At 65.1% G+C, this 18,643-nt stretch carries 19 protein-coding genes; 5 read left to right on the forward strand and 14 right to left on the reverse strand.

Annotation, left to right across the window (positions count from 1 at the left end; genetic code table 11):
* Positions 1-132: 132 nt before the first annotated feature.
* The 12 genes from Q4610_RS09195 to Q4610_RS09250 form a co-directional block, all read right to left on the reverse strand.
* Positions 133-747 (reverse strand): hypothetical protein, encoded by a 615-nt coding sequence (locus tag Q4610_RS09195; RefSeq protein WP_054725869.1) that lies wholly within the window; start codon positions 745-747, stop codon positions 133-135.
* Between the two features lie 3 nt (positions 748-750).
* Positions 751-1,668, reverse strand: coding sequence for a hypothetical protein (locus Q4610_RS09200; RefSeq protein WP_088712622.1), 918 nt, complete (start codon positions 1,666-1,668; stop codon positions 751-753).
* A gap of 313 nt (positions 1,669-1,981) precedes the next feature.
* Positions 1,982-3,430, reverse strand: coding sequence for a cobyric acid synthase (locus Q4610_RS09205; protein ID WP_304535655.1), 1,449 nt, complete (start codon positions 3,428-3,430; stop codon positions 1,982-1,984).
* A 39-nt stretch (positions 3,431-3,469) separates the two neighbouring features.
* Entirely contained in the window at positions 3,470-5,083 is a 1,614-nt protein-coding gene (locus tag Q4610_RS09210; protein ID WP_304535656.1) for a pilus assembly protein TadG-related protein, read from the reverse strand.
* Positions 5,083-5,523, reverse strand: coding sequence for a TadE/TadG family type IV pilus assembly protein (locus tag Q4610_RS09215; protein ID WP_304535657.1), 441 nt, complete (start codon positions 5,521-5,523; stop codon positions 5,083-5,085). The genes Q4610_RS09210 and Q4610_RS09215 overlap by 1 nt, the downstream gene beginning before the upstream one ends.
* Positions 5,524-5,673: 150 nt before the next feature.
* Positions 5,674-6,408 carry a PAS domain-containing protein gene (locus tag Q4610_RS09220; protein WP_304535658.1) on the reverse strand — a complete coding sequence of 245 codons (735 nt, stop codon included), beginning with the start codon at positions 6,406-6,408 and terminating at the stop codon, positions 5,674-5,676.
* A 217-nt stretch (positions 6,409-6,625) separates the two neighbouring features.
* Positions 6,626-6,841: a hypothetical protein gene (locus tag Q4610_RS09225; protein ID WP_304535659.1), complete on the reverse strand. Its 216-nt coding sequence runs from the start codon at positions 6,839-6,841 to the stop codon at positions 6,626-6,628.
* Positions 6,842-6,868: 27 nt separating this feature from the next.
* On the reverse strand, positions 6,869-8,128 hold the full coding sequence (locus Q4610_RS09230) for an N-succinylarginine dihydrolase (protein WP_304535660.1): 1,260 nt from the start codon (positions 8,126-8,128) through the stop codon (positions 6,869-6,871).
* Positions 8,125-9,144: an arginine N-succinyltransferase gene (locus tag Q4610_RS09235; protein ID WP_304535661.1), complete on the reverse strand. Its 1,020-nt coding sequence runs from the start codon at positions 9,142-9,144 to the stop codon at positions 8,125-8,127. Before Q4610_RS09235 ends, Q4610_RS09230 begins: the two co-directional genes overlap by 4 nt.
* The gene (locus tag Q4610_RS09240) at positions 9,141-10,376 is read right to left on the reverse strand and encodes a hydrolase (RefSeq protein WP_304535662.1); all 1,236 of its coding nucleotides are present in this window, start codon (positions 10,374-10,376) and stop codon (positions 9,141-9,143) included. The genes Q4610_RS09235 and Q4610_RS09240 overlap by 4 nt, the downstream gene beginning before the upstream one ends.
* Positions 10,377-10,437: 61 nt before the next feature.
* Positions 10,438-11,346: a DUF481 domain-containing protein gene (locus tag Q4610_RS09245; protein ID WP_304535663.1), complete on the reverse strand. Its 909-nt coding sequence runs from the start codon at positions 11,344-11,346 to the stop codon at positions 10,438-10,440.
* 55 nt (positions 11,347-11,401) lie between these two features.
* Positions 11,402-11,887: an RNA pyrophosphohydrolase gene (locus tag Q4610_RS09250; RefSeq protein WP_304535664.1), complete on the reverse strand. Its 486-nt coding sequence runs from the start codon at positions 11,885-11,887 to the stop codon at positions 11,402-11,404.
* 207 nt (positions 11,888-12,094) lie between these two features.
* Here Q4610_RS09250 and Q4610_RS09255 point away from each other — a divergent pair, with 207 nt between their 5' ends.
* Both Q4610_RS09255 and Q4610_RS09260 read left to right on the forward strand, forming a co-directional pair.
* Positions 12,095-13,471, forward strand: a complete 1,377-nt coding sequence (locus Q4610_RS09255) for a cryptochrome/photolyase family protein (protein ID WP_304535860.1) — start codon at positions 12,095-12,097, stop codon at positions 13,469-13,471.
* Between the two features lie 36 nt (positions 13,472-13,507).
* On the forward strand, positions 13,508-14,773 hold the full coding sequence (locus Q4610_RS09260) for an SAM-dependent methyltransferase (RefSeq protein WP_304535665.1): 1,266 nt from the start codon (positions 13,508-13,510) through the stop codon (positions 14,771-14,773).
* 3 nt (positions 14,774-14,776) lie between these two features.
* Here Q4610_RS09260 and Q4610_RS09265 read toward each other — a convergent pair whose 3' ends face one another.
* Together Q4610_RS09265 and purF are read right to left on the reverse strand one after the other, a co-directional pair.
* Positions 14,777-15,487, reverse strand: a complete 711-nt coding sequence (locus tag Q4610_RS09265; RefSeq protein WP_304535666.1) for an SDR family NAD(P)-dependent oxidoreductase — start codon at positions 15,485-15,487, stop codon at positions 14,777-14,779.
* 87 nt (positions 15,488-15,574) lie between these two features.
* Positions 15,575-17,035: an amidophosphoribosyltransferase gene (purF, locus tag Q4610_RS09270; protein WP_304535667.1), complete on the reverse strand. Its 1,461-nt coding sequence runs from the start codon at positions 17,033-17,035 to the stop codon at positions 15,575-15,577.
* A gap of 204 nt (positions 17,036-17,239) precedes the next feature.
* Here purF and ccmC point away from each other — a divergent pair, with 204 nt between their 5' ends.
* The 3 genes from ccmC to ccmE are packed head-to-tail and all read left to right on the forward strand — an operon-like array spanning position 17,240 to position 18,555.
* Positions 17,240-17,965, forward strand: coding sequence for a heme ABC transporter permease CcmC (ccmC, locus tag Q4610_RS09275; RefSeq protein ID WP_304535668.1), 726 nt, complete (start codon positions 17,240-17,242; stop codon positions 17,963-17,965).
* Positions 17,966-17,980: 15 nt separating this feature from the next.
* Positions 17,981-18,112: a hypothetical protein gene (locus Q4610_RS09280; RefSeq protein WP_304535669.1), complete on the forward strand. Its 132-nt coding sequence runs from the start codon at positions 17,981-17,983 to the stop codon at positions 18,110-18,112.
* Positions 18,109-18,555 carry a cytochrome c maturation protein CcmE gene (gene ccmE, locus Q4610_RS09285; RefSeq protein WP_304535670.1) on the forward strand — a complete coding sequence of 149 codons (447 nt, stop codon included), beginning with the start codon at positions 18,109-18,111 and terminating at the stop codon, positions 18,553-18,555. Before Q4610_RS09280 ends, ccmE begins: the two co-directional genes overlap by 4 nt.
* Positions 18,556-18,643 lie beyond the last annotated feature (88 nt).

The raw sequence follows: 18,643 nt of genomic DNA on the forward strand, positions 1-18,643 counted from the left end.
AACCGATCCACAAGCCTTCGCCAGCAGATTTTGTTCTCTAATGGTTCTCTAGGCTCAACCTTGTGATCGGCAGGTGCGGGAAGCGACGCCACCGTTGTAAGCGCCTGGGCTTCCGAGCAGCCGTAGCGCAGGTCATTCGGGGGGTGGTGGCAGCAGAGGCGGCGCCTCGTAGGCTTCTAGCTGCCACGGCCCCTGGTAGTTCTCAATGATGCCTTCGGTCGGCACGGGCATGCCGGCAATGAGCGCGATCTGCCCGAGACACCGGCTCAGGTGTCCGCGTAAGATTTCGAGGCCGTCGAAATAGGCTTGGCGCACGTCCGGCGGTCGATGAAACTCGCCGAAACGTGGATGCGGGGGCGCATCCTTGTCGCGCCGCAACAGCTCCTCGTAAGTCATAAACTGTCGAATACCAGTCGCCATCGCATCGAGCAGAAGGAACAGCGGTCCGTCCTGCAACTCGGCGAGTTCCACCTCTTTGTCGACGATCAACTGGCGGATTTCCTTGAGCGAAGTGAGAGCTCTCTCGATGCAATCGTCGCAACATTCCCACGCAGATAGGACGCGCCGATCGCGCAAACGGAGGACGATCTCGCGCGCCACACGGCGCTCGCGATCTTTAGGGCTGACCGCAATGCTGATGAAAGGCAAGTTCAAGGTGACGTCACCTATCCGGCCAGCGACTTGGCGGCGAGCGCGGGCGAGGAGATCGGTCAGATCGAACTTGAAGGGGATATCGCCACTTCGCACGGCTCAGGCCTCGCCCGGCAGGGTAATTGATGCAGCGAGAGCCGCCCCAATGGGCCCCGATCGGCGTTCGAGGAAATAGCGGACGCGATCGTCATTGCTGTCATCGAACTGCTGTCCAACCTGACAGGTCAGCAGCAGATCGGCAGCCCAGGTTTCGAGCGGCCAATCCCGCCCGACGCAGGCGGATTTCAGCAGGCTGAAGGTGGGAGATTGGCCGTCATTGAGTTCGACAAGAGCGCGGTGGAGGTTGTCGGCATCGACCACCCGATTTCCGACCGGCATGTCGCCAACGCGGATTCGTTTTCGCAGGGGGTAGGTAACTGCGTAGGGAAGCTCAGGCGGTGCGTAGAGCAGGTAGAAGACGGCCTTGCCGAAATCCCGATTGAGCGTGTCGATCAGTTCGACCTGTCGGTGTCCAGCCTGAATTGCGGCGAAGGTGCAGGTTTCGTCGAAGCTGTAGGTTCGGTGGAGTGCGGCGGCTGCTTGCTGCCCATCGCGGCGGATGAACGCATTCATGCCATGAAGGAAACCAATTTCATCTTCGTCTTCGACATCATGGTTAGTCGGAAAGAGACGTTTGGATTGGAGCAGGCCAATCTTCTTCGCCACCAGCTTGTCTTGTCGATAGACGAAGACGAGGATCGCAATATCCGCCGTTTCCCAACGCCGGCGTTGCGGAAAATCCCAATCCCAATGGGGAGCGCCTAGGCGCCGCAAACCACCGATGTTGTGAGTATCCATGCGGATGATCGCGCCCGAAGGCAGGAGCGTCGGCGCACTGTTGGGGATCAGCGCTTCAATCAATCCGTCATCGAGCGATGTCTCGCGGATATTGGGGAGATTGGCCAGGCGCTCACATACGTGGCGGTTTGCGTCCGCGAAGACGCCACGGAACCAGGCAACAACGTCGGCGGGTATCACTGGCCAAGGATTCAATCGCGTTCCCCTCATCTGCCGAGGTAATTGCACTACGCAATCCGACCAAGCGGTATCTACGGCGGCGGCAGAGGCAACTTGCCATCGGGAGGCTCGAAAGTGTGGGCCGTTGATCCTACCCCCGATGCTTCTCGAATAATCAGCGGCGTCGCACTACGCCATAGGGCGGCTACAGGCGCGCGGCGGCGGTTCTATAGGAGTGCAAACGGCGATGTGTATTCGTTATGTTTATCCAGGGCGGGGCACCATTTCCCTGACAAGGGCGAACCGGGCGGCTTTTTCCGCCCTTTTCATGGGTTCATGCCATCGCCAGCGTCACCATGGCGTCGATATCGACATGCTCCTCCAGCCGCGTGGCGATCTCGTCCAGCGCATCCTCGACCGACTGGTCATAATCCGTTCCGGCCGACGCCCCGCCAATCTGCCGCAGCAGCGCGTCGCGCAGGGCGCTGCTGGCGAGCAGACCATGGACATAGCTGCCCATCACCCGCCCGTCGCGGCTGACGGCGCCGTCCGGCCGCTCCCCCAGCATCGCGAACGGCCGCCCGCAATCCGGCCCGGCGGTGCGGCCCATATGCATTTCATAGCCGCCAAAATCCGCGCCCAGCGCGCGCCCGCGCACCGCCTCCAGCGTCTTGGCGCCGCTCAGCACCGTGTCCACGTCCAGCAGGCCAAGCCCGTCGACCGTGCCCGCCGGCCCCTCCAGCCCGTCGGGATCGCGGATCGTCCGGCCCAGCATCTGATAGCCGCCGCAAATGCCCAGCACCGCGCCACCGCGCCGGTGATGCGCCTTGATGTCGATATCCCATCCCTGCGCGACCATGGCGCGCATGTCCGCGACGCTGGCCTTTGATCCGGGCAGGACTACCAGCGCGGCGTCAGCCGGGATCGTCTGCCCCGGCCCGACCATGCGCAGGTCGATCCCCGGCTCCAGCTTCAGCGGATCGAGATCGTCGAAATTGGAAATGCGCGGCAACACCGGGCAGGCGACCACCAGCGGCGCGTCGGTGGAAAAGGTCCGCCGCTCCAGCACCACCGCATCCTCGCTCGGCAACCGGGCGACGGCATCCAGCCAGGGTATCACGCCAAAGCCGCGCCAGCCCGACAGCGCGGCGATCTGGGCATAGCCATCCTCGAACAAGGCCGGATCGCCCCGGAACTTGTTGATCAGGAAACCCCGGATCATCGCGGCGTCATCGGGATCGATCACCGTCCGCGTGCCCACGACGGCCGCGATCACGCCGCCACGGTCGATGTCTCCGACCAGGATCACCGGCACATTGGCGACGCGGGCGAATCCCATGTTGGCGATGTCGCCGGCGCGCAGGTTGATCTCGGCGGGCGATCCCGCGCCCTCCACCACCACAATGTCGCAATCGGCGCGCAGCCGGTCATGGCTTTCCAGCACCGCGCCCAGCAATTGCCCCCGCGCGCTGCGGAAATTGCCCGATCCCAGAACGCCACGCACCTGACCATGGACGATCAGTTGCGATGTCCGGTCGGCCTGGGGTTTCAGCAGCACCGGGTTCATGTCCGTATGCGGCGCAACGCCGCAGGCGATCGCCTGCAACGCCTGCGCCCGGCCGATCTCGCCCCCGTCGCTGGTCACGGCGGCATTGTTGGACATATTCTGCGGCTTGAACGGGCGCACCCGATAGCCGCGCCGCACCAGCGCCCGGCACAGCCCGGCGACCAGCACCGACTTGCCCACATCCGATCCGGTTCCCTGCAACATGATGGCACCCATGCGCGCCGTCCTGACGCCAGCGGGCCGTGAAGGCAAGGGTCAGGCGACCACGGTGGCGATGCCGCAGCGCCGTTGATGCACCCGCACTTCGGCCGTGCCGACGCGCACGCCCAGCGTCGCGGTGACGCTGTTCACTATGCCGTCGAGCAAGGGCGCGGTCGTCCCCAGCACCCCGCCGACCAGCGGGCTGAGCGGACTGTTGCTGACGGTGATGCCCAGCAGCGACACCTGGATCTGCGTTCTGCTCGCCAGGCTGGCGGCGATGCCCTGGGTCAGGTCGGTGGTACTGACGCTCTTGGCCTGCTGCGCGCTGATTTCGCTGGGGGTGAAGAACAGGCTCTGGCTCTGCGCGCCGCCCAGCGCGATCTGGCTGTAGCCGCTGATGCGCGTGCCGATCGTCTGCGCCAGCAGGGCGCTGCGCGGATTGGCGGGGGTCGAAAAGTTGGTGAGCGCGGCGATATCGACATCGCCCAGCGCCGCCGTTCCGACCGAGGGCGTCACGGCCAGCGTCACTCCGCCATGGACGCCGCACTGAATGTCGGTCAGCCGTGCTTCGGCCGCCGCCAGCTCGATATAGAGCGGCACACGCACCGACGCGATGCCGGACAGGGCGGTGGCGACCGTGCTTTCCAGATAGAGGCGCGTCTGCGCCGTGCGCAGCACTACGTCGCGGCTGGCGGTGACGCTCATCAGCGGCGAGCGGGTCTGGCCTTCGCCCACCACCAGCATCAGCCGCGTGCTGCTGAGGCCGGGCACGGTGACACGCAAATCCATCGGCACCGATGCGCCGGATGACGGGCTGAGGATCATGCGCAACAGGGAAAAGGCGTCGAGCAGGATATGGGGCTGTCCCGTCGCCTGGCTGGCGCTGCGCATCGGTCCCAGGTCGATGATGTCGCTCAGCCTTACCGTGCGGCCGGGAATGCGGCTCGACAGTGCCAGCAGCGTTGCGGCGGCACTGCCGCCACCCGCGCTATCCGCCATCGCGCCCAGCAGATCGGACACCGGGATTTCCCGGTCGAACAGGGCGCCATAAGTTTCACCATCCCGCCCCGTCCGCACCCGCAGCGCATCAGCAACATGGAGCAGGTCGAGATTGGCGCCGATCAGGCCATTATAATCCATCACCGACAGGTTGAGCTGGGTTCCCGCCAGACTGGACAGCAGCATGTTGGGCAGCCCGCCGCTCAGCGCGGCGAGGCCCGTGCCGAGCGAGAAGGCGGCGGCGTCGCTGCGCGCGGCGATGGCGCGGGCGGACAGCGTCATGCCGTCGCGCCCGACGAGCAGGCGCCCGAGGAAGAGCGGCACGCGGCGCTGCACCTCGATCCGGGTGGCGGAGCCGCCCGCTTCCCCGGCGCGAAAGCGCTCCGCCACCGGGACGGCGGTGTCGGCGGCATAGCCGCCCTGTTCCACGGCAGCGAGGGTGACGCCAGCCACGCCGCTCTGGCCGACCAGTTGTTCGGCGGCGCTGCGGCCGCCATCGGCGGCGGCCAGCGCGGCGGAGTCCGCTATTCCCTGCAACTGCCGGCGCGCCAGATAGACCGATCCAAGGTCGACCGCGACCGTTGCCGCGCCGGCCAGCATGAACAGCGACCCGGCCAGTATGACACTGACACCACCGCGCCGGTCGCACAGGATGGCGGCCCGGCACATCAACTGTTGATCCGCACGACGGCGCTGCGTTCCAGCACGCTGCCGGGCAAGGGAAAGGGGATGGCGGCAAAGACAGGCGCGTTCGACAGGTTGTAGCGCAGCGTCACCGTATAATAGCCGCTGGTTTCGCTGGCGCCGATGCTGATCGTCTGCGCGCCGGGCATCGGAAAGGCGGTACGGGCAGCAGCCACGCTCTGGTCCACCAGCGCGCGCCGCTCGGTCATGGTCAGCCCCGCCACCGCCGCGCGCGCCGCGTCATTGGCCGCCTGTTGCAGGCTGTGCGCGGTCATGAACCAACTGCCATAGGCCAATATGCCCATCAGCAGCAGGATCAGGATGGGCAGGGCGAAGGCCGCCTCGATCAGGCTGCTGCCGCCCTGATGGCGCGGCAACAGCATCAGGCGATGGCGCAGGGCGGACAAGGCGGTTTTGCTGGACATGGGCCTGATGCTATCGCCGCTTGTTCAACAGCCGGTTCCTGTGCTCGTTTCGCCACGGCCTGTATTTTATGTATCCGGCCGACAGGATGGCCGCGACAATGGGCCAGGCTTTCCAGGTTCGCGCGCTTTACCTCCGTTATGGACGCGATCTTACGCAGTTTGCGCCGGCGTCATCAGCATGATCGCCCCTTCGGTGCCATAAATGCCGTGCAGCCGGGCGATCGCGGCGTCGACGCTGGCGACGGTGCCGCCATTGGTCAGCAAATGGGTGGTGACGCGCCGGTCGCCATCGCCACGCAGCACGCCTTCCAGTTGCTCGCGAAAATGCGGGCGCACAGACAGTTCGACCAGATCGGCCATCGCCACTCTTTTCAGCCGTTCGGCTGACAGGCCCACCAATGTGCAGAAATTATCGTCCGTCACCTCTATGAAGCCGCGGGCCGACATGCGGACATAGGACAGGCCGCCATGCACCCCCATGGCTTTCAGCATTGCCGATTTCACGTCGGCCAGCCGGTGACGCTGCAAGTCGGCGGTGATGTCGCGCATCAGCAGCGCCACGCCCTGGCCGAAGGGAAAGGTCTGGAGGTGCAGCCAGCTATCGTCCCGAAAGGGGGATGGAATGTCGGCTGCGCTCGCCTCGCCGGACGACAGGCTGTGGCGGATATGCGCTTCGGTCAGCGTGCCGGTCAGTTCGGGGAAGGCATCCCACAGATGCTGCCCCTCCAACGGCCGGTTCCAGCGCCGGGTCATCGCCAATGCCACGCTGTTGGCATAGTCGATGGCAAGGTCGGCGCCGCACAGGATCAGTCCCTGATGCATCCGTGCGGCCAGTTCGAACGTCCGGTCGGGCGCGGGGGCGACGCCATCCTCCACCGCCAGCATCCGAAACCGATCCAGACCCATGAAGACATGGGTTTCGCGGCCATCACCGGCTCGCGCGATCCGACCTCCCGCCAATGGGCGAAGTTGCGCACCAGTTCGGCGGCGGGTACGCTGCGCCTGCGGCGATCATCGAACATCCCTGTTCCCTTCCTGCGTCGGTCAGCGGCAGGATAGGGCAAGTCGGCGCGGCAGCCTTGCCGATCATGATCCGTTTCGCTCAGGAACTGCGCTGATACTCAAGCGCGTCCAGGATCTTGCCGCCCGCCATGAACACCGCGCCTGAACAGGCGAGCGCCAGCAACTGGCCGCCTGTGCCGGGATATTGCTGCATATAGACGATGCCCCGTTCGCTCGCACCCAGCGCCAGCGCATAGATCACCAGGAATGCCTCGAACTTGGTTTTGATAATGAAGAGATTCTTGATCCGTTGCATCGCACACCCGTCCGGCTGGCCCCGCCGTCAGGGGTATAAATCCCCCGAAAGCGCAAGATGGTCAACAAGTGTTAACCATGATTGCTCGATCTTCGCGATCAGCCTTGTGTCGCTCAAATCCTGGGGTGCGATCGATTCTGGCCAATAATGGGACACGATCCTGGAAATATCATCGATCCGCGCCTCATCGACCAGAAAGCGGGGGTCGATGTCGGCAGGATCGGCGACGACGCGCAACCGCAGGCAGGCGGGGCCGCCGCCATTGGCCATGGACTGGCGCACGTCCACCGGCACCAGCCGACGGATCGGGCCATTGCCCGCGACCATCTGTTCCAGCCAGCGCCACACCGCCGGCGTCTCCCGCGCCTCGGTCGGCAGCACCAGCGCCATCGCGCCGTCGGGCAGGGTCACGAGTTGCGCGTTGAACAGATAGGATGTGATCGCGTCGGAAAGGCTCACCGCGCTCGCGGGCACCTCCACGATCTCGACGCAGGGCAGGGCGACGCGCAGTGCGGCGTAGAAAGCCTCCTTGTCGGCAAATGCCTGCTCATGGGTGAAGAGCACCCGTTCGTTCGCCACCGCGACGACATCATTGTGGAAAGCACCGGCCGCGATCGCCGCTTCCGACTGCTCGACGAACAGCGTGCGCGCGGGATCCAGGCCATGGATGCGGGCGATCGCTTTGCTCGCCTCCACATGCTGGCGCGCCGGGAAAGCGCCGCCCGATCGGCCATAGACGAACACCTCGACGCCCGGCTGGCCATGACTTTCGCACAGGCGCATATGGTTGGCCGCGCCCTCGTCGCCGAAGGGGGCGGGGATAGGATCATGCACGGCGAAGGCCTGCGCGTCCGAAAAGGCGATGCGCAACTGCGCCAGCGTCTGCGGCCATTCATGGCTGCGATGCGGCATGGTGACGAGGTTGGCGACGGTCAGGTGGGTGCGCCCGTCCGCCGTGTCGCTGGCCGGGGACACGGTCGCCGCATTGGCCGCCCACATCGAGGAAGCGGACATCGCCGCCGCGCGGATGTGCGGCTCCGCATTGCCGACATCGGTGCCCAGCTTGGTCAGCCAGGCGACATCGGGCCGCCATTGCGGCAGGAAAATGCCCTGGCTCAGGCCCAGCCTGATATTGCCGCGCATCTTTTCCAGTCCCTGGAGCGCGGCGGCGCGCGGATGCGCCACCGCACCGGCGTTGCGCGCGGAGGCAAGGTTGCCCAGGCTCAGGCCCGCATAATTATGGCTGGGACCGATGATCCCGTCGAAATTGATTTCCCGAACGCTCATGCCCGCCCCGCCATGGTGAAGCCGTCCCCGGTCGTGATGCCCAGCCGCGCCGCGCTGGCCGCGTCCAGCGACACCGCGCCGTCCGCATCCTGCTGCACAAAGCCCCAGGTGCAGCGATAATCCGCCAGTCGCCCGGTCGCGATCAGCATCCGGTCGCCGCCCTTGTCATGCGTGGCGGACAGGGTGACATCGCGCGCCGCCGCGATCGTTTTCAACTGGTCGATCTGGCCGATCATGGTCGGCCCGCCGTCGAAAATATCGACATAGCCGGCATTTTCGAAGCCCTCTGTCTCCAGCATCCGCATCGCCGCGCGGCCATTGGGATGGGGCAGGCCGATGACGGCGCGGGCACTGTCGGTCAGCATCGCGGTATAGATCGGCGTCTTGGGCATCAGGTCGGCGATGAACTGGTTGCCGTTGACCGCATTGAACTCGTCCGCCTCCTGAAAGCTCATGCCAAAGAAACGACCGGCCAGCCCGTCCCAGAAGGGCGATCCGCCCGCTTCGTCGATCACCCCGCGCAGTTCGGCGATCACCCGGTCGCCAAAGCGCTGGCGATGGCCGCGAATGTAGAGATAGCGGCTGCGCGCCAGCAACAGCCCCAGCCCTTCGGCCCGCTCGCGCGGGTGCAGGAACAGGCCGCCGACCTCGACCGATCCTTCCAGATCGGTGGTGAGCGAAAGCATCTGCGCGCGGAAAGTGCGGCCCAGTTCCCGGCTATGCTGGGTCAGCACGCCCAGGCGATAGGAATAGAAGGGCCAGCTTTGCCCCACGGTCGAGAAAATCTGGCATGTGCCGCGCACCTGCCCCGTTTCGACATTTTCCAGCACCATGACGATCAGTTCGTCCTCGATGCCCTCGCCCTGCCGCGCCAGCGCCTGTTCGGTCCGCTCCAGCTTCGCGCCCAGCGCCGTGCGGTCGGGCGGCAGGTTGGTGAAGCCGCCGCCGGTCAGCTTCGCCATTTCATACAGCGTCTGCAGATCGTCCGCGCGCGCGATTCGCATGATGAAGCTCAAATGGTCATCCCCTCTTTATCATATTTATCATAATGTCCCTGCGCGATCCGCCAGATCGCCAGCGCCGATAGCCGCGCCCGTTCGGCCAGGCTGTCGGTCATCAGAAATTCGGCATCGCTATGGATGCTGCCGCCGCGCACGCCCATCGTGTCGACCACCGGCACGCCGCAGGCCGCGATATTGTTGCCGTCACACACCCCGCCGGTATCGCGCCAGCCGATGGCCAGGCCAAGGTCCGCGCCGCACTGGCGCACCAGGCCAAACAGCCGCTGCGCCTTTGCATCCATCGGCTTTGGCGGACGGCCGAAGCCGCCATGCAGATGCAGGCTGACGTCATGATCGCGCGCCACCGCCATCATTTCCCGGTCGATCAGCGCGCGGGCGGCGCGTTCATCCTCCGGCGTGCGGGGGCGGAAATTGACGCGCAGCACGGCATGATCAGGCACGACATTGTTCGGCCCGCCGCCATCGATCTTCGCCGGATTGCAGGAAAAGCCGGCCCCGCTGCCAGCTTTCAGCCGCAGCGCCAGGTCGGCCGCGGCCAGCAGCGCGTTGCGCCCCTCTTCGGGATTGCGCCCGGCATGGGCGCTGCGCCCGGTGACGATGATCGAAAAATTGCCGCTCCCCGCCCGTGCGCCCGCCAGCGTGCCGTCGGGCAAGGCCGGTTCATAGGTGAAGGCGGCGACCTTGCCCGCCGCCATGTCGCGCAGCAATGCGGCGGAGGAGGGGCTGCCCACTTCCTCGTCGCTGTTGATAATGACATCATAGCCCAATGTCGTCACCGCACCGGATGCCTCGATCGCGCCGAGCGCCGCCAGCATGACCGCGATGCCGCCCTTCATGTCGGCGACGCCGGGACCGTTCAGCACCCCCGGCTCCAGCCAGCTTTGCGTCTGGAACGGATGATCGATCGCAAAGACCGTATCCATATGGCCGGTCAGCAGCAGTCGGACCGGCGCGTCCGGGCGGACCGACAGGTGCAGGTGGCGGCCATGGTCGATCATCCTGATCTGGCCGTCGGGCTGCACCGTTTCGACCGGCGCCGGGTCGATCAGCCGCAGGGCGCCGGGCAGGACGGAAAAGGCATCGGCCAGGACATTCGCCATGCGCGCCAGTCCGTCCAGGTTGCGCGATCCGCTGTTGATCGCCGCCCATTCCTGCACGCGGGCCAGCATGGGCGCCGCCGCCGCGCGGTCCAGAAGCCCATGTTCGGATGGGGACAATAGGGTCATCGCGAATTTGTATCAGAGGCCGTCACAAGCCTCCACCCTGCTCGCAAGAAAATTACGTCACTTAGAAATCATATGTCAGGGTCAGCCGGCTGAGCGTGTCCAGGTCCCGGACCGCCAGCACGGATTCCGTTTCATATTGGACATTGTAGGACAGCGCCGCCGACCATCGCGTGCTGACCTTGGTTTCCATCGATGTCAAAGCATTGATCGTATGGGCATCGCTTTCGGCATAGCCCGACGCGGTCTGCTTGACCGTCAATGTCGGCATCGCCCGCCAGGCGAGCGCCATCGATCCACGCACCCCCAATCTGGTTTCGCGCGGCCCGATCAGATATTGGGCGTGGCGGATGGACGGGCCGATGTCGGCGGACAGGTCGATCGGCCTGGAAACGACCAGCTTGTAACCGACCCCTGCCGATGCGGTGTAGCGTTCGTCATAGCCGATCGAGGTGTCGCGTTCGAACTGGACCAGGCCATAGGCAAAGCCGCGCGGATCGAACTGATAGCGCGGCTCATAGCTGCCGAAATAGCGTTCGCGGGACGTGACCCCATTGGCACGACGATAATCGGCGCTCGCGGTCAGCTTGTGCGTCCACAAAATGCCATTGCGGGTCGCGGTGGCAAGGGCGCTGATACCGATTTCGCTGGTCGAACCCGTCGAACGAAAGCCGCCCGCCTCGATCCGTCCGGTCCATAATTCCGTGAAGCGCGCCTCGCGAATCACCATGTCGCGGGTCGCCTTGGTCCGATCCTTCCAGCGATTGACCATGCGCTGGATTTCGTCTGCGGAAGCCGGATTGGTCTGCCTGGCGATCTTGGCGACAGTGGCGATGTCCGTCTCGTTGCCGTTGGCGATCGCCGCCTCCAGCATTTCACGGACAGCGGGCGGCAATAATGCGCCATCGGCGGCATGCACCGGAACGGGCAGGGCAGCGACCAGCAGCGGAATGGAGAAGAGACGAGCGCGCATTACTCCGTCTTAATCCTGCTGGCCGCAGATTTTAAGCCCCTCCAGACGCCCTGGTTCAGATAAGCGACCGGAACTCCTGCAATATGTCGCGATACAGCTTGCGCTTGAACGGCACGATCAGGTCGGGCAGCGAATCAGGCTCGGCCCATTTCCATTCCCGGAATTCCGGGTCTTTGGTGTTGATGTCGATATGGCTGTCCTCGCCGATGAAGCGGGCGAGGAACCAGAACTGGCGCTGGCCGCGATATTTGCCGCCCCACAGCTTGCCGACCAGTTCGGGCGGCAGATCGTAGAAATGCTCGTCCCTGGCCTTGGCGATGATCTCGACATGCTCGCGGCCGATCCCGGTTTCCTCGCGCAATTCGCGCAGCGCGGCGGCCTTGGCGTCCTCGCCCTCGTCGATTCCGCCCTGCGGCATCTGCCAGGCTTCCACGACATTATCGAGCCGCTGGCCAACGAACACCTTGCCATCCATGTTGACCAGCATGATTCCGACGCAGGGCCGGTATGCCATTTCCCGTTCATTCGGCATCGACGCCATTATGTCCCCAAAATCCAGTGATCCCGGCCGCCATCGACCCCAAGGGCGGCCATCGGCGCCGCAGCACGACGCCATTTGAGAATAGGCAGGCTGGCAGGGCACGTCCACCGGGCGAATCGTCGCAATGGCGATTTGCGACGAGCCGAGGAAGGCAACATGTTCCTGGGACCGCTTGGAACTGCCGCGGGATCGGCGCATTGGCCGATCATGTCCGATCCCGTCCTGCTCTGGTTCCGCCAGGATCTCCGCCTGTCCGATCAGGCCGCGCTGGCCGCCGCCATTTCCGAAGGGCCGGTGATTCCGGTCTATGTCCTCGATGATGAAGCGCCCCGCCACTGGGCGATGGGCGGCGCATCGCGCTGGTGGCTGCATCACAGCCTCAAGGCGCTGGATGACAGCCTGCGGGCCAGGGGATCGCGGCTGATCCTGCGCCGGGGCAAGAGCGCCGACATGCTGGCAGAGATTGCGAAGGCGACGGGGGCGTCGCGCGTTCATGGCCTGCATCATTATGAACCCTGGTGGCGCAACGCGGAAAAATCGGTGGCCAGGCTGCTCGACCTGCAACTGCATGACGGCGGATTGCTGCTGCCGCCGGGCGCGGTGCGGACCGGGACGGGGGGCATGTATCGCATCTACACACCCTTTTCCCGCGCGGTCATGGATCATATGCCGCCCGCGCCGCCGCACCCCGCACCGCACGCAATCGATGCCCCGGCCCGCTGGCCGGACAGCGACGCGCTGGACGACTGGCGCCTGCTGCCGACCCGGCCCGACTGGGCGAAGGGCTTTGCCAAGGACTGGACGCCGGGCGAAGCGGGCGCGCGCCGCAATGTGGCGGCCTTCATCGATGATGCGGGCGACTATCCGGTGGCGCGCAACCTGCCCTCGATCGAGGGCACGTCGCGCCTGTCGCCCCATCTGCATTTCGGCGAAGTGTCGCCCGCTTATGTCTGGCATCGCGTCACATCTTCAAGTCATGATGCAACAATCTTCCTCAAGGAATTGATCTGGCGGGATTATGCCCATGTCCAGATTTGCGAATTGCCGACCTATGGTTCCGCCAATGCCCGCGACTCCTTCGATGCGCTGCCCTGGCGCGACCTGCGGGAGGCCGGGGCCGATTTCACCGCCTGGAAAACGGGAACGACCGGCTATCCGATCGTGGATGCGGGTATGCGGCAGCTTTGGGCGACCGGATGGATGCACAACCGTGTCCGCATGATCGCCGCCAGCTTCCTGATCAAGCATCTGCTGATCGACTGGCGCCATGGCGCGCGCTGGTTCTGGGACACGCTGGTCGATGCGAGCTACGCCAATAACAGCGTCAACTGGCAATGGGTCGCGGGCAGCGGGGTGGATGCCAATCTCTTCACCCGCATCATGGCGCCGCTCAGCCAGTCGGAAAAATTCGACGCGGCCGACTATATTCGCCAATGGGTGCCCGAACTGGCCGGCCTGTCCGACGCCGCGATCCACGATCCCGATGCCCATGATGCCCGGCCGAACAGCTATCCCGCCAAGATCATCGGTCACAGGGAAGGGCGTGAGCGCGCGTTGAACGCCTATCGTCAGATGAAGCCATGATTGCAGCGGCGTTCACCTTGTTGCAGGATCGTCTCCATGAATGCGATCAATCCTCAACGCGGCCGACGCGCCCTGTCCGTCCGCCATCCACCGCGCAGCGGTTCGCCGGGCCGGATCGCGCGGCTGGTCGCGCCTCTTTTCCACCGGATGCTCGACCGGATCGATGACGGTCTGGAACGTGGCGCACTGGAGGCGAGCCTGCCCGACGGCACGCGGCGCCTGCTGGGCGGCCGGGCGGCCGGGCCGGCCTGCGTGGTGGACCTGCATGACTGGCGCGCGCTGATCCGGCTGGCGAGCGGCGGATCGGCGGGCTGGTATCGCGCCTGGGCGGCAGGGCAATGGTCCAGCCCCGATCCGGTGCCGCTCTTCGCCCTGTTCATGGCCAACGCCGCCGCGCTCGGCCGTGCCGCCCGGCCGCGCGGTCCGGCCCGCTGGATCGGCCGTTTCGCCCATTGGGCGCGGCGCAACAGTCGCAGCGGATCGCGCCACAATATCGCCTATCATTATGATCTGGGGAATGATTTCTACACGCTCTGGCTCGATGAACATATGCATTATTCCAGTGCCTTGTTCCTCGATCCTGACAGCCGGATCGAAAGCCTGGAGCAGGCGCAGCGGCGCAAGGTGGACGCGATCCTGGATCGGCTCGACCTGCGCGATGGCGACGCGCTGCTGGAAATCGGCTGCGGCTGGGGCGGTCTTGCCGAACAGGCGATGGAGCGGCGGGCGCTGTCCTATACGGGCCTTACCCTGTCCACTGAACAGGCCGACTATGCCCGCGACCGGCTGGGGTCCGGCGCGCACATCCTGCTGACCGACTATCGCGACGCGCAGGGGCAATATGACGCCATCGCCAGTGTCGAAATGGTGGAGGCGGTCGGCCAGCGCTACTGGCCCGCCTATCTGGCGGCGATCCACCGCCTGCTCAAACCCGGCGGCCGGGCGGCGATCCAGTATATTCTGATCGACGACGCCATTTTCGATGGCTATGCGCGCGCCGCCGACTTCATCCAGACCTATATCTTCCCCGGCGGGATGCTGCTTTCGCAAAGCCGTTTTCGCGCGCTGGCGCAACAGCAGGGGCTGGAGTGGCGCGATGAGCACCGCTTCGGCCTGCATTATGCCGAAACCCTGCGACGCTGGCGGCAACGCTTCGACCGGGCGATCGATGAAGGCCGGCTGCCCGCCAGTTTCGACCAGCATTTCGTGGCCTTGTGGCGCTATTATCTGATGTATTGCGAAGGCGGTTTTCGCGGCGGCGGGATCGACGTGGCGCAGGTAACGCTGGTCAAGCCAGCGTAAATCTCAACCCTCGACCCGCATCCTGTGCCCGGTCGGCGTGTCCGTGCTGACCAGTTGCACGATGGCGTCGGCGACCACCTCCGGCCCTTTCAGGCTCGCGGGATCTTCGCCGGGGAAGGCGCGGGCGCGCATCGCGGTGCGGGTCGCGCCGGGATCGACGATATGGGTGCGGATGGCGGAAATCGCCTTCACTTCCTCGCCATAGGCGCCGACCAGCGTTTCCAGCGCCGCCTTGGACGCGTCATAGGCGCCCCAATAGGCGCGCGGCGTCACGACCGAGGAGGTCAGCGCCACCACCCGCGCGTCAGCACTGGCGCGCAACATGGCGTCGAACGCGGCGATCAGCGCCTGTGGCGCGCCGATGTTGAGCGTCAGCAGCCGCGCGAATTCCTTGGCGTCGATCGCCTGCACCGCCGCCAGCGATCCCAGGGTCGCCGCGTTGAGGACCAGAATGTCCAGCGCCTGCCAGCGTCCGCCGATCGCCTGGGCCAGCCGGCCAATGCTCTCCCCGTCGGTCAGGTCCAGCGGCGCGATGGTCGCATGGCCGCCGGCTGCATGGATGCGGTCCTCCACTTCCTCCAGCCCGCCGCTGGTCCGCGCCGTCAGAATGACATGCGCGCCGGCCGCCGCCAGCGCCTGCGCGGTCGCCGCGCCGATACCGCGGCTCGCACCCGTCACGAGCGCCAGTTTGCCGGAAAGGGGAAGGTCGGACATGCTACTCCCATCGCTCCGGGCCATCGCCGGAATCATCTTGTATCAGAAAAGGGGAAGGGCGGCCGCGCGGGACCGCCCGATCCGGTGTCAGACCACGCGCTCGGCAAGCAGTTCGAACTGGTTCGTCACCGCCGCGTCATCCTGGTCGGTCAGCTTCGTCGGATAGTCGCCGGTGAAGCAGGCGTCGCAATATTGCGGGCGGATATCCGCACGCTTCGCCTCGCCCAGCGCCTTGTACAGGCCGTCGATCGAGATGAAGGAAAGGCTGTCGGCATGGATGAAATCCTGCATCCCGCCCACGTCCAGCTTGTGCGCCAGCAGCTTGGTCCGTTCCGGCGTGTCGACGCCATAGAAGCAGCTATGCTTGGTCGGCGGCGACGCGATCCGCATATGGACTTCCGCCGCGCCCGCTTCACGCATCATCTGCACGATCTTGAGGCTGGTGGTGCCACGCACGATCGAATCGTCGATCAGCACGATCTTCTTGCCCTCGATCAGCGCGCGGTTGGCATTGTGCTTCAGCTTGACGCCCAGGTGACGCACCTTGTCGCCCGGCTGGATGAAGGTGCGGCCGATATAGTGGGACCGGATGATGCCCAGTTCGAACGGAATGCCCGATTGCTGGGCATAGCCGATCGCGGCGGGCACGCCGCTGTCGGGCACCGGGATCACATAGTCGGCGTCGACCGGATTTTCGATCGCCAGTTGCGCGCCGATCGCCTTGCGGACCGAATAGACGCTGGAATTGTCGATGATCGAATCGGGCCGGCTGAAATAGACATGTTCGAAGATGCAGGGGCGCGCATGGGTTTCGCCGAACGGGCGGTGCGACCGGATCTGGCCGTCATTGGTCACGATCACCAGTTCGCCCGGATCGATGGATCGGACATAATCGGCCCCGACCACGTCGAACGCCACGGTTTCCGACGCGAAGATGATGGCTTCGCCCAGCTTGCCCATCACCAGCGGGCGGATGCCCAGCGGATCGCGGCAGGCGATCATGCCTTCGGTCGTCATGACGATCAGCGAATAGGCGCCCTCGACCTGTTTCAGCGCATCGATGAACTTGTCGAGCAGGGTGCGATAGCTGGACGTGGCGACCAGATGGATGATGACTTCGGTATCGGAGGTCGACTGAAAGATGGACCCCCGGCGAATCAGTTCGCGCCGCACCTTCATCGCGTTGGAGATATTGCCATTATGGGCAATGGCGAACCCGCCCGAATTCAGCTCTGCATAAAGCGGCTGGACGTTGCGCAACGATGTTTCGCCCGTGGTCGAATAGCGCACATGGCCGCAGGCGCTCATGCCCGGCAGCGCGCGAATCACCTCGTCCCGGTCGAAATTGCCCGCGACATGGCCCATGGCCCTGTGGGTATGGAAATCCTGCCCGTCCCAGCTTGTGATGCCGGCGGCCTCCTGGCCGCGATGTTGCAGCGCGTGAAGGCCGAGCGCGACGATGGCCGACGCCGTTTCCCCGTTGGAAACGCCGAAAATGCCACATTCCTCGCGCAACTTGTCGTCGTCGAAGGGATTTGTCGTAATCATGGGTGCGAGCGGTTCCATAGCCGTTCCTGACAGCCCCCCAGGGGGCGTCTATGGGCGCGCATATAGTGGCTTCCACCCGCTTTGTCGCCCTCCTGTCATAAAAAAGCGTGATCCGCTTCGGGAACGCTGTGTTTCGCGGGCTTTGCCATCGGCAAAATGCCCTACTGGCGCAGTGCACCGTGCGCGGCTAAAGACGCAGCCCTGATGCATCGTTTCGCCAATCCTGCCCGCTTCCTCAAGATCGCCCGGCCGCTGACCGGCTGGCTGTTCTGGCCTGGCCTGGCGCTGATCCTGGTCGGCGGCGCCTGTGGCCTGTTCGTGACCCCGGCGGATTATCTGCAAGGGCAGACGGTGCGCATACTCTATATCCATGTTCCCGCCGCCTGGCTGGGCATGGGCGGTTGGACCGGCATTGCGGTCGCCGCGCTGATGCAACTGGTCTGGCGCCATCCGTTGGCCGCCATTGCCGGCCGCGCGATCGCCGCGCCGGGCGCCCTCTTCACCGCCATCTGCCTGATGACCGGATCGATCTGGGGGCGTCCGACCTGGGGCACCTGGTGGGAATGGGACGGACGCATGACCTCCATGCTGGTCCTGCTCTTTCTCTATCTGGGCTATATCGCCCTCGCCAACGCCAGCGCGCGGGACGGGCAGGCAGGGGGCGTCAGCAATGTCACCGCCATTTTCGGGCTGGTCGGCGCGATCAACATCCCGATCATCAACCGTTCGGTGGTGTGGTGGAACAGCCTGCATCAGGGGCCGAGCATCACCCTGCGTGGGTCCAGCATCGCCATGGATCTGCTCTGGCCGCTGGGCCTGACCCTGCTGGGCTTTTCGCTCTGGTTCGGCGCGATCGTGCTGATGCGGATGCGGACGATATTGGCACAGAACAAGGTCGAGGCGCGCATGCAGCGCCTCGCCCGTGGATAAGCCGGGGGGGATGAGATGAACCAGTGGGCCTTCGTGATCGCCGCCTATGCGGTGACGGCAATCGGGACCGGACTTGTCAGCATCCTGAGCTGGCGCGCGATGCACGATGCTGAACGCGCGGCCGCAAAGCTGTCGGAACGGGCATGAAAGCAAAGCATCAACGGCTGATTCTGGCCCTGGCGGCGCTGGTCGCGATCATCGGTGCCGGATTGCTGGCCGTGTCGGCACTCAAGGACGAGGCCGCCTATTTCTATGCGCCGGCTGATGTCAAGGCCAAGGGCGTCGAACCGGGCAAGGCGATCCGGCTGGGTGGCATGGTGGTCGGGGGCAGCCTGAAACGCGCCGCCGACGGCGTGACCATCCGCTTCGACGTTACCGATGGCAAGGCGACCGTCCCTGCCATGTTCAGCGGCATCGCGCCCGACCTGTTCAAGGAAGGCAGCGGCGTGGTGGCGGAAGGATCGTTCGATGCGAAGGGGACGTTCATCGCCACCAACCTGCTCGCCAAGCATGACGAACGCTACATGCCGCGCGAACTGGAAGGCATGAATTATAATGCAAGCACCCATGAGATGAAGGCGGAGCAGTGAGGATGTGGCACTGCCATCATTCCTCCCCTGCAAGGGGAGGGGGATCATCCGCGCAGCAAATGGTGGAGGGGTATTCCCCTCGCGATGG

It is taken from the genome of Sphingobium cyanobacteriorum (assembly GCF_030580935.1).
Taxonomy (GTDB): domain Bacteria; phylum Pseudomonadota; class Alphaproteobacteria; order Sphingomonadales; family Sphingomonadaceae; genus Sphingobium; species Sphingobium cyanobacteriorum.

Coding starts and splice junctions, on each gene's coding strand:
- Q4610_RS09205 (WP_304535655.1), bottom strand. CDS start 3,430: ATGGGTGCCATCATGTTGCAGGGAACCGGATCGGATGTGGGCAAGTCG.
- Q4610_RS09210 (WP_304535656.1), bottom strand. CDS start 5,083: ATGTGCCGGGCCGCCATCCTGTGCGACCGGCGCGGTGGTGTCAGTGTC.
- Q4610_RS09215 (WP_304535657.1), bottom strand. CDS start 5,523: ATGTCCAGCAAAACCGCCTTGTCCGCCCTGCGCCATCGCCTGATGCTG.
- Q4610_RS09220 (WP_304535658.1), bottom strand. CDS start 6,408: ATGCTGGCGGTGGAGGATGGCGTCGCCCCCGCGCCCGACCGGACGTTC.
- Q4610_RS09225 (WP_304535659.1), bottom strand. CDS start 6,841: ATGCAACGGATCAAGAATCTCTTCATTATCAAAACCAAGTTCGAGGCA.
- Q4610_RS09230 (WP_304535660.1), bottom strand. CDS start 8,128: ATGAGCGTTCGGGAAATCAATTTCGACGGGATCATCGGTCCCAGCCAT.
- Q4610_RS09240 (WP_304535662.1), bottom strand. CDS start 10,376: ATGACCCTATTGTCCCCATCCGAACATGGGCTTCTGGACCGCGCGGCG.
- Q4610_RS09245 (WP_304535663.1), bottom strand. CDS start 11,346: ATGCGCGCTCGTCTCTTCTCCATTCCGCTGCTGGTCGCTGCCCTGCCC.
- Q4610_RS09250 (WP_304535664.1), bottom strand. CDS start 11,887: ATGGCGTCGATGCCGAATGAACGGGAAATGGCATACCGGCCCTGCGTC.
- Q4610_RS09255 (WP_304535860.1), top strand. CDS start 12,095: ATGTCCGATCCCGTCCTGCTCTGGTTCCGCCAGGATCTCCGCCTGTCC.
- Q4610_RS09260 (WP_304535665.1), top strand. CDS start 13,508: ATGAATGCGATCAATCCTCAACGCGGCCGACGCGCCCTGTCCGTCCGC.
- Q4610_RS09265 (WP_304535666.1), bottom strand. CDS start 15,487: ATGTCCGACCTTCCCCTTTCCGGCAAACTGGCGCTCGTGACGGGTGCG.
- purF (WP_304535667.1), bottom strand. CDS start 17,035: ATGATTACGACAAATCCCTTCGACGACGACAAGTTGCGCGAGGAATGT.
- ccmC (WP_304535668.1), top strand. CDS start 17,240: ATGCATCGTTTCGCCAATCCTGCCCGCTTCCTCAAGATCGCCCGGCCG.
- Q4610_RS09280 (WP_304535669.1), top strand. CDS start 17,981: ATGAACCAGTGGGCCTTCGTGATCGCCGCCTATGCGGTGACGGCAATC.
- ccmE (WP_304535670.1), top strand. CDS start 18,109: ATGAAAGCAAAGCATCAACGGCTGATTCTGGCCCTGGCGGCGCTGGTC.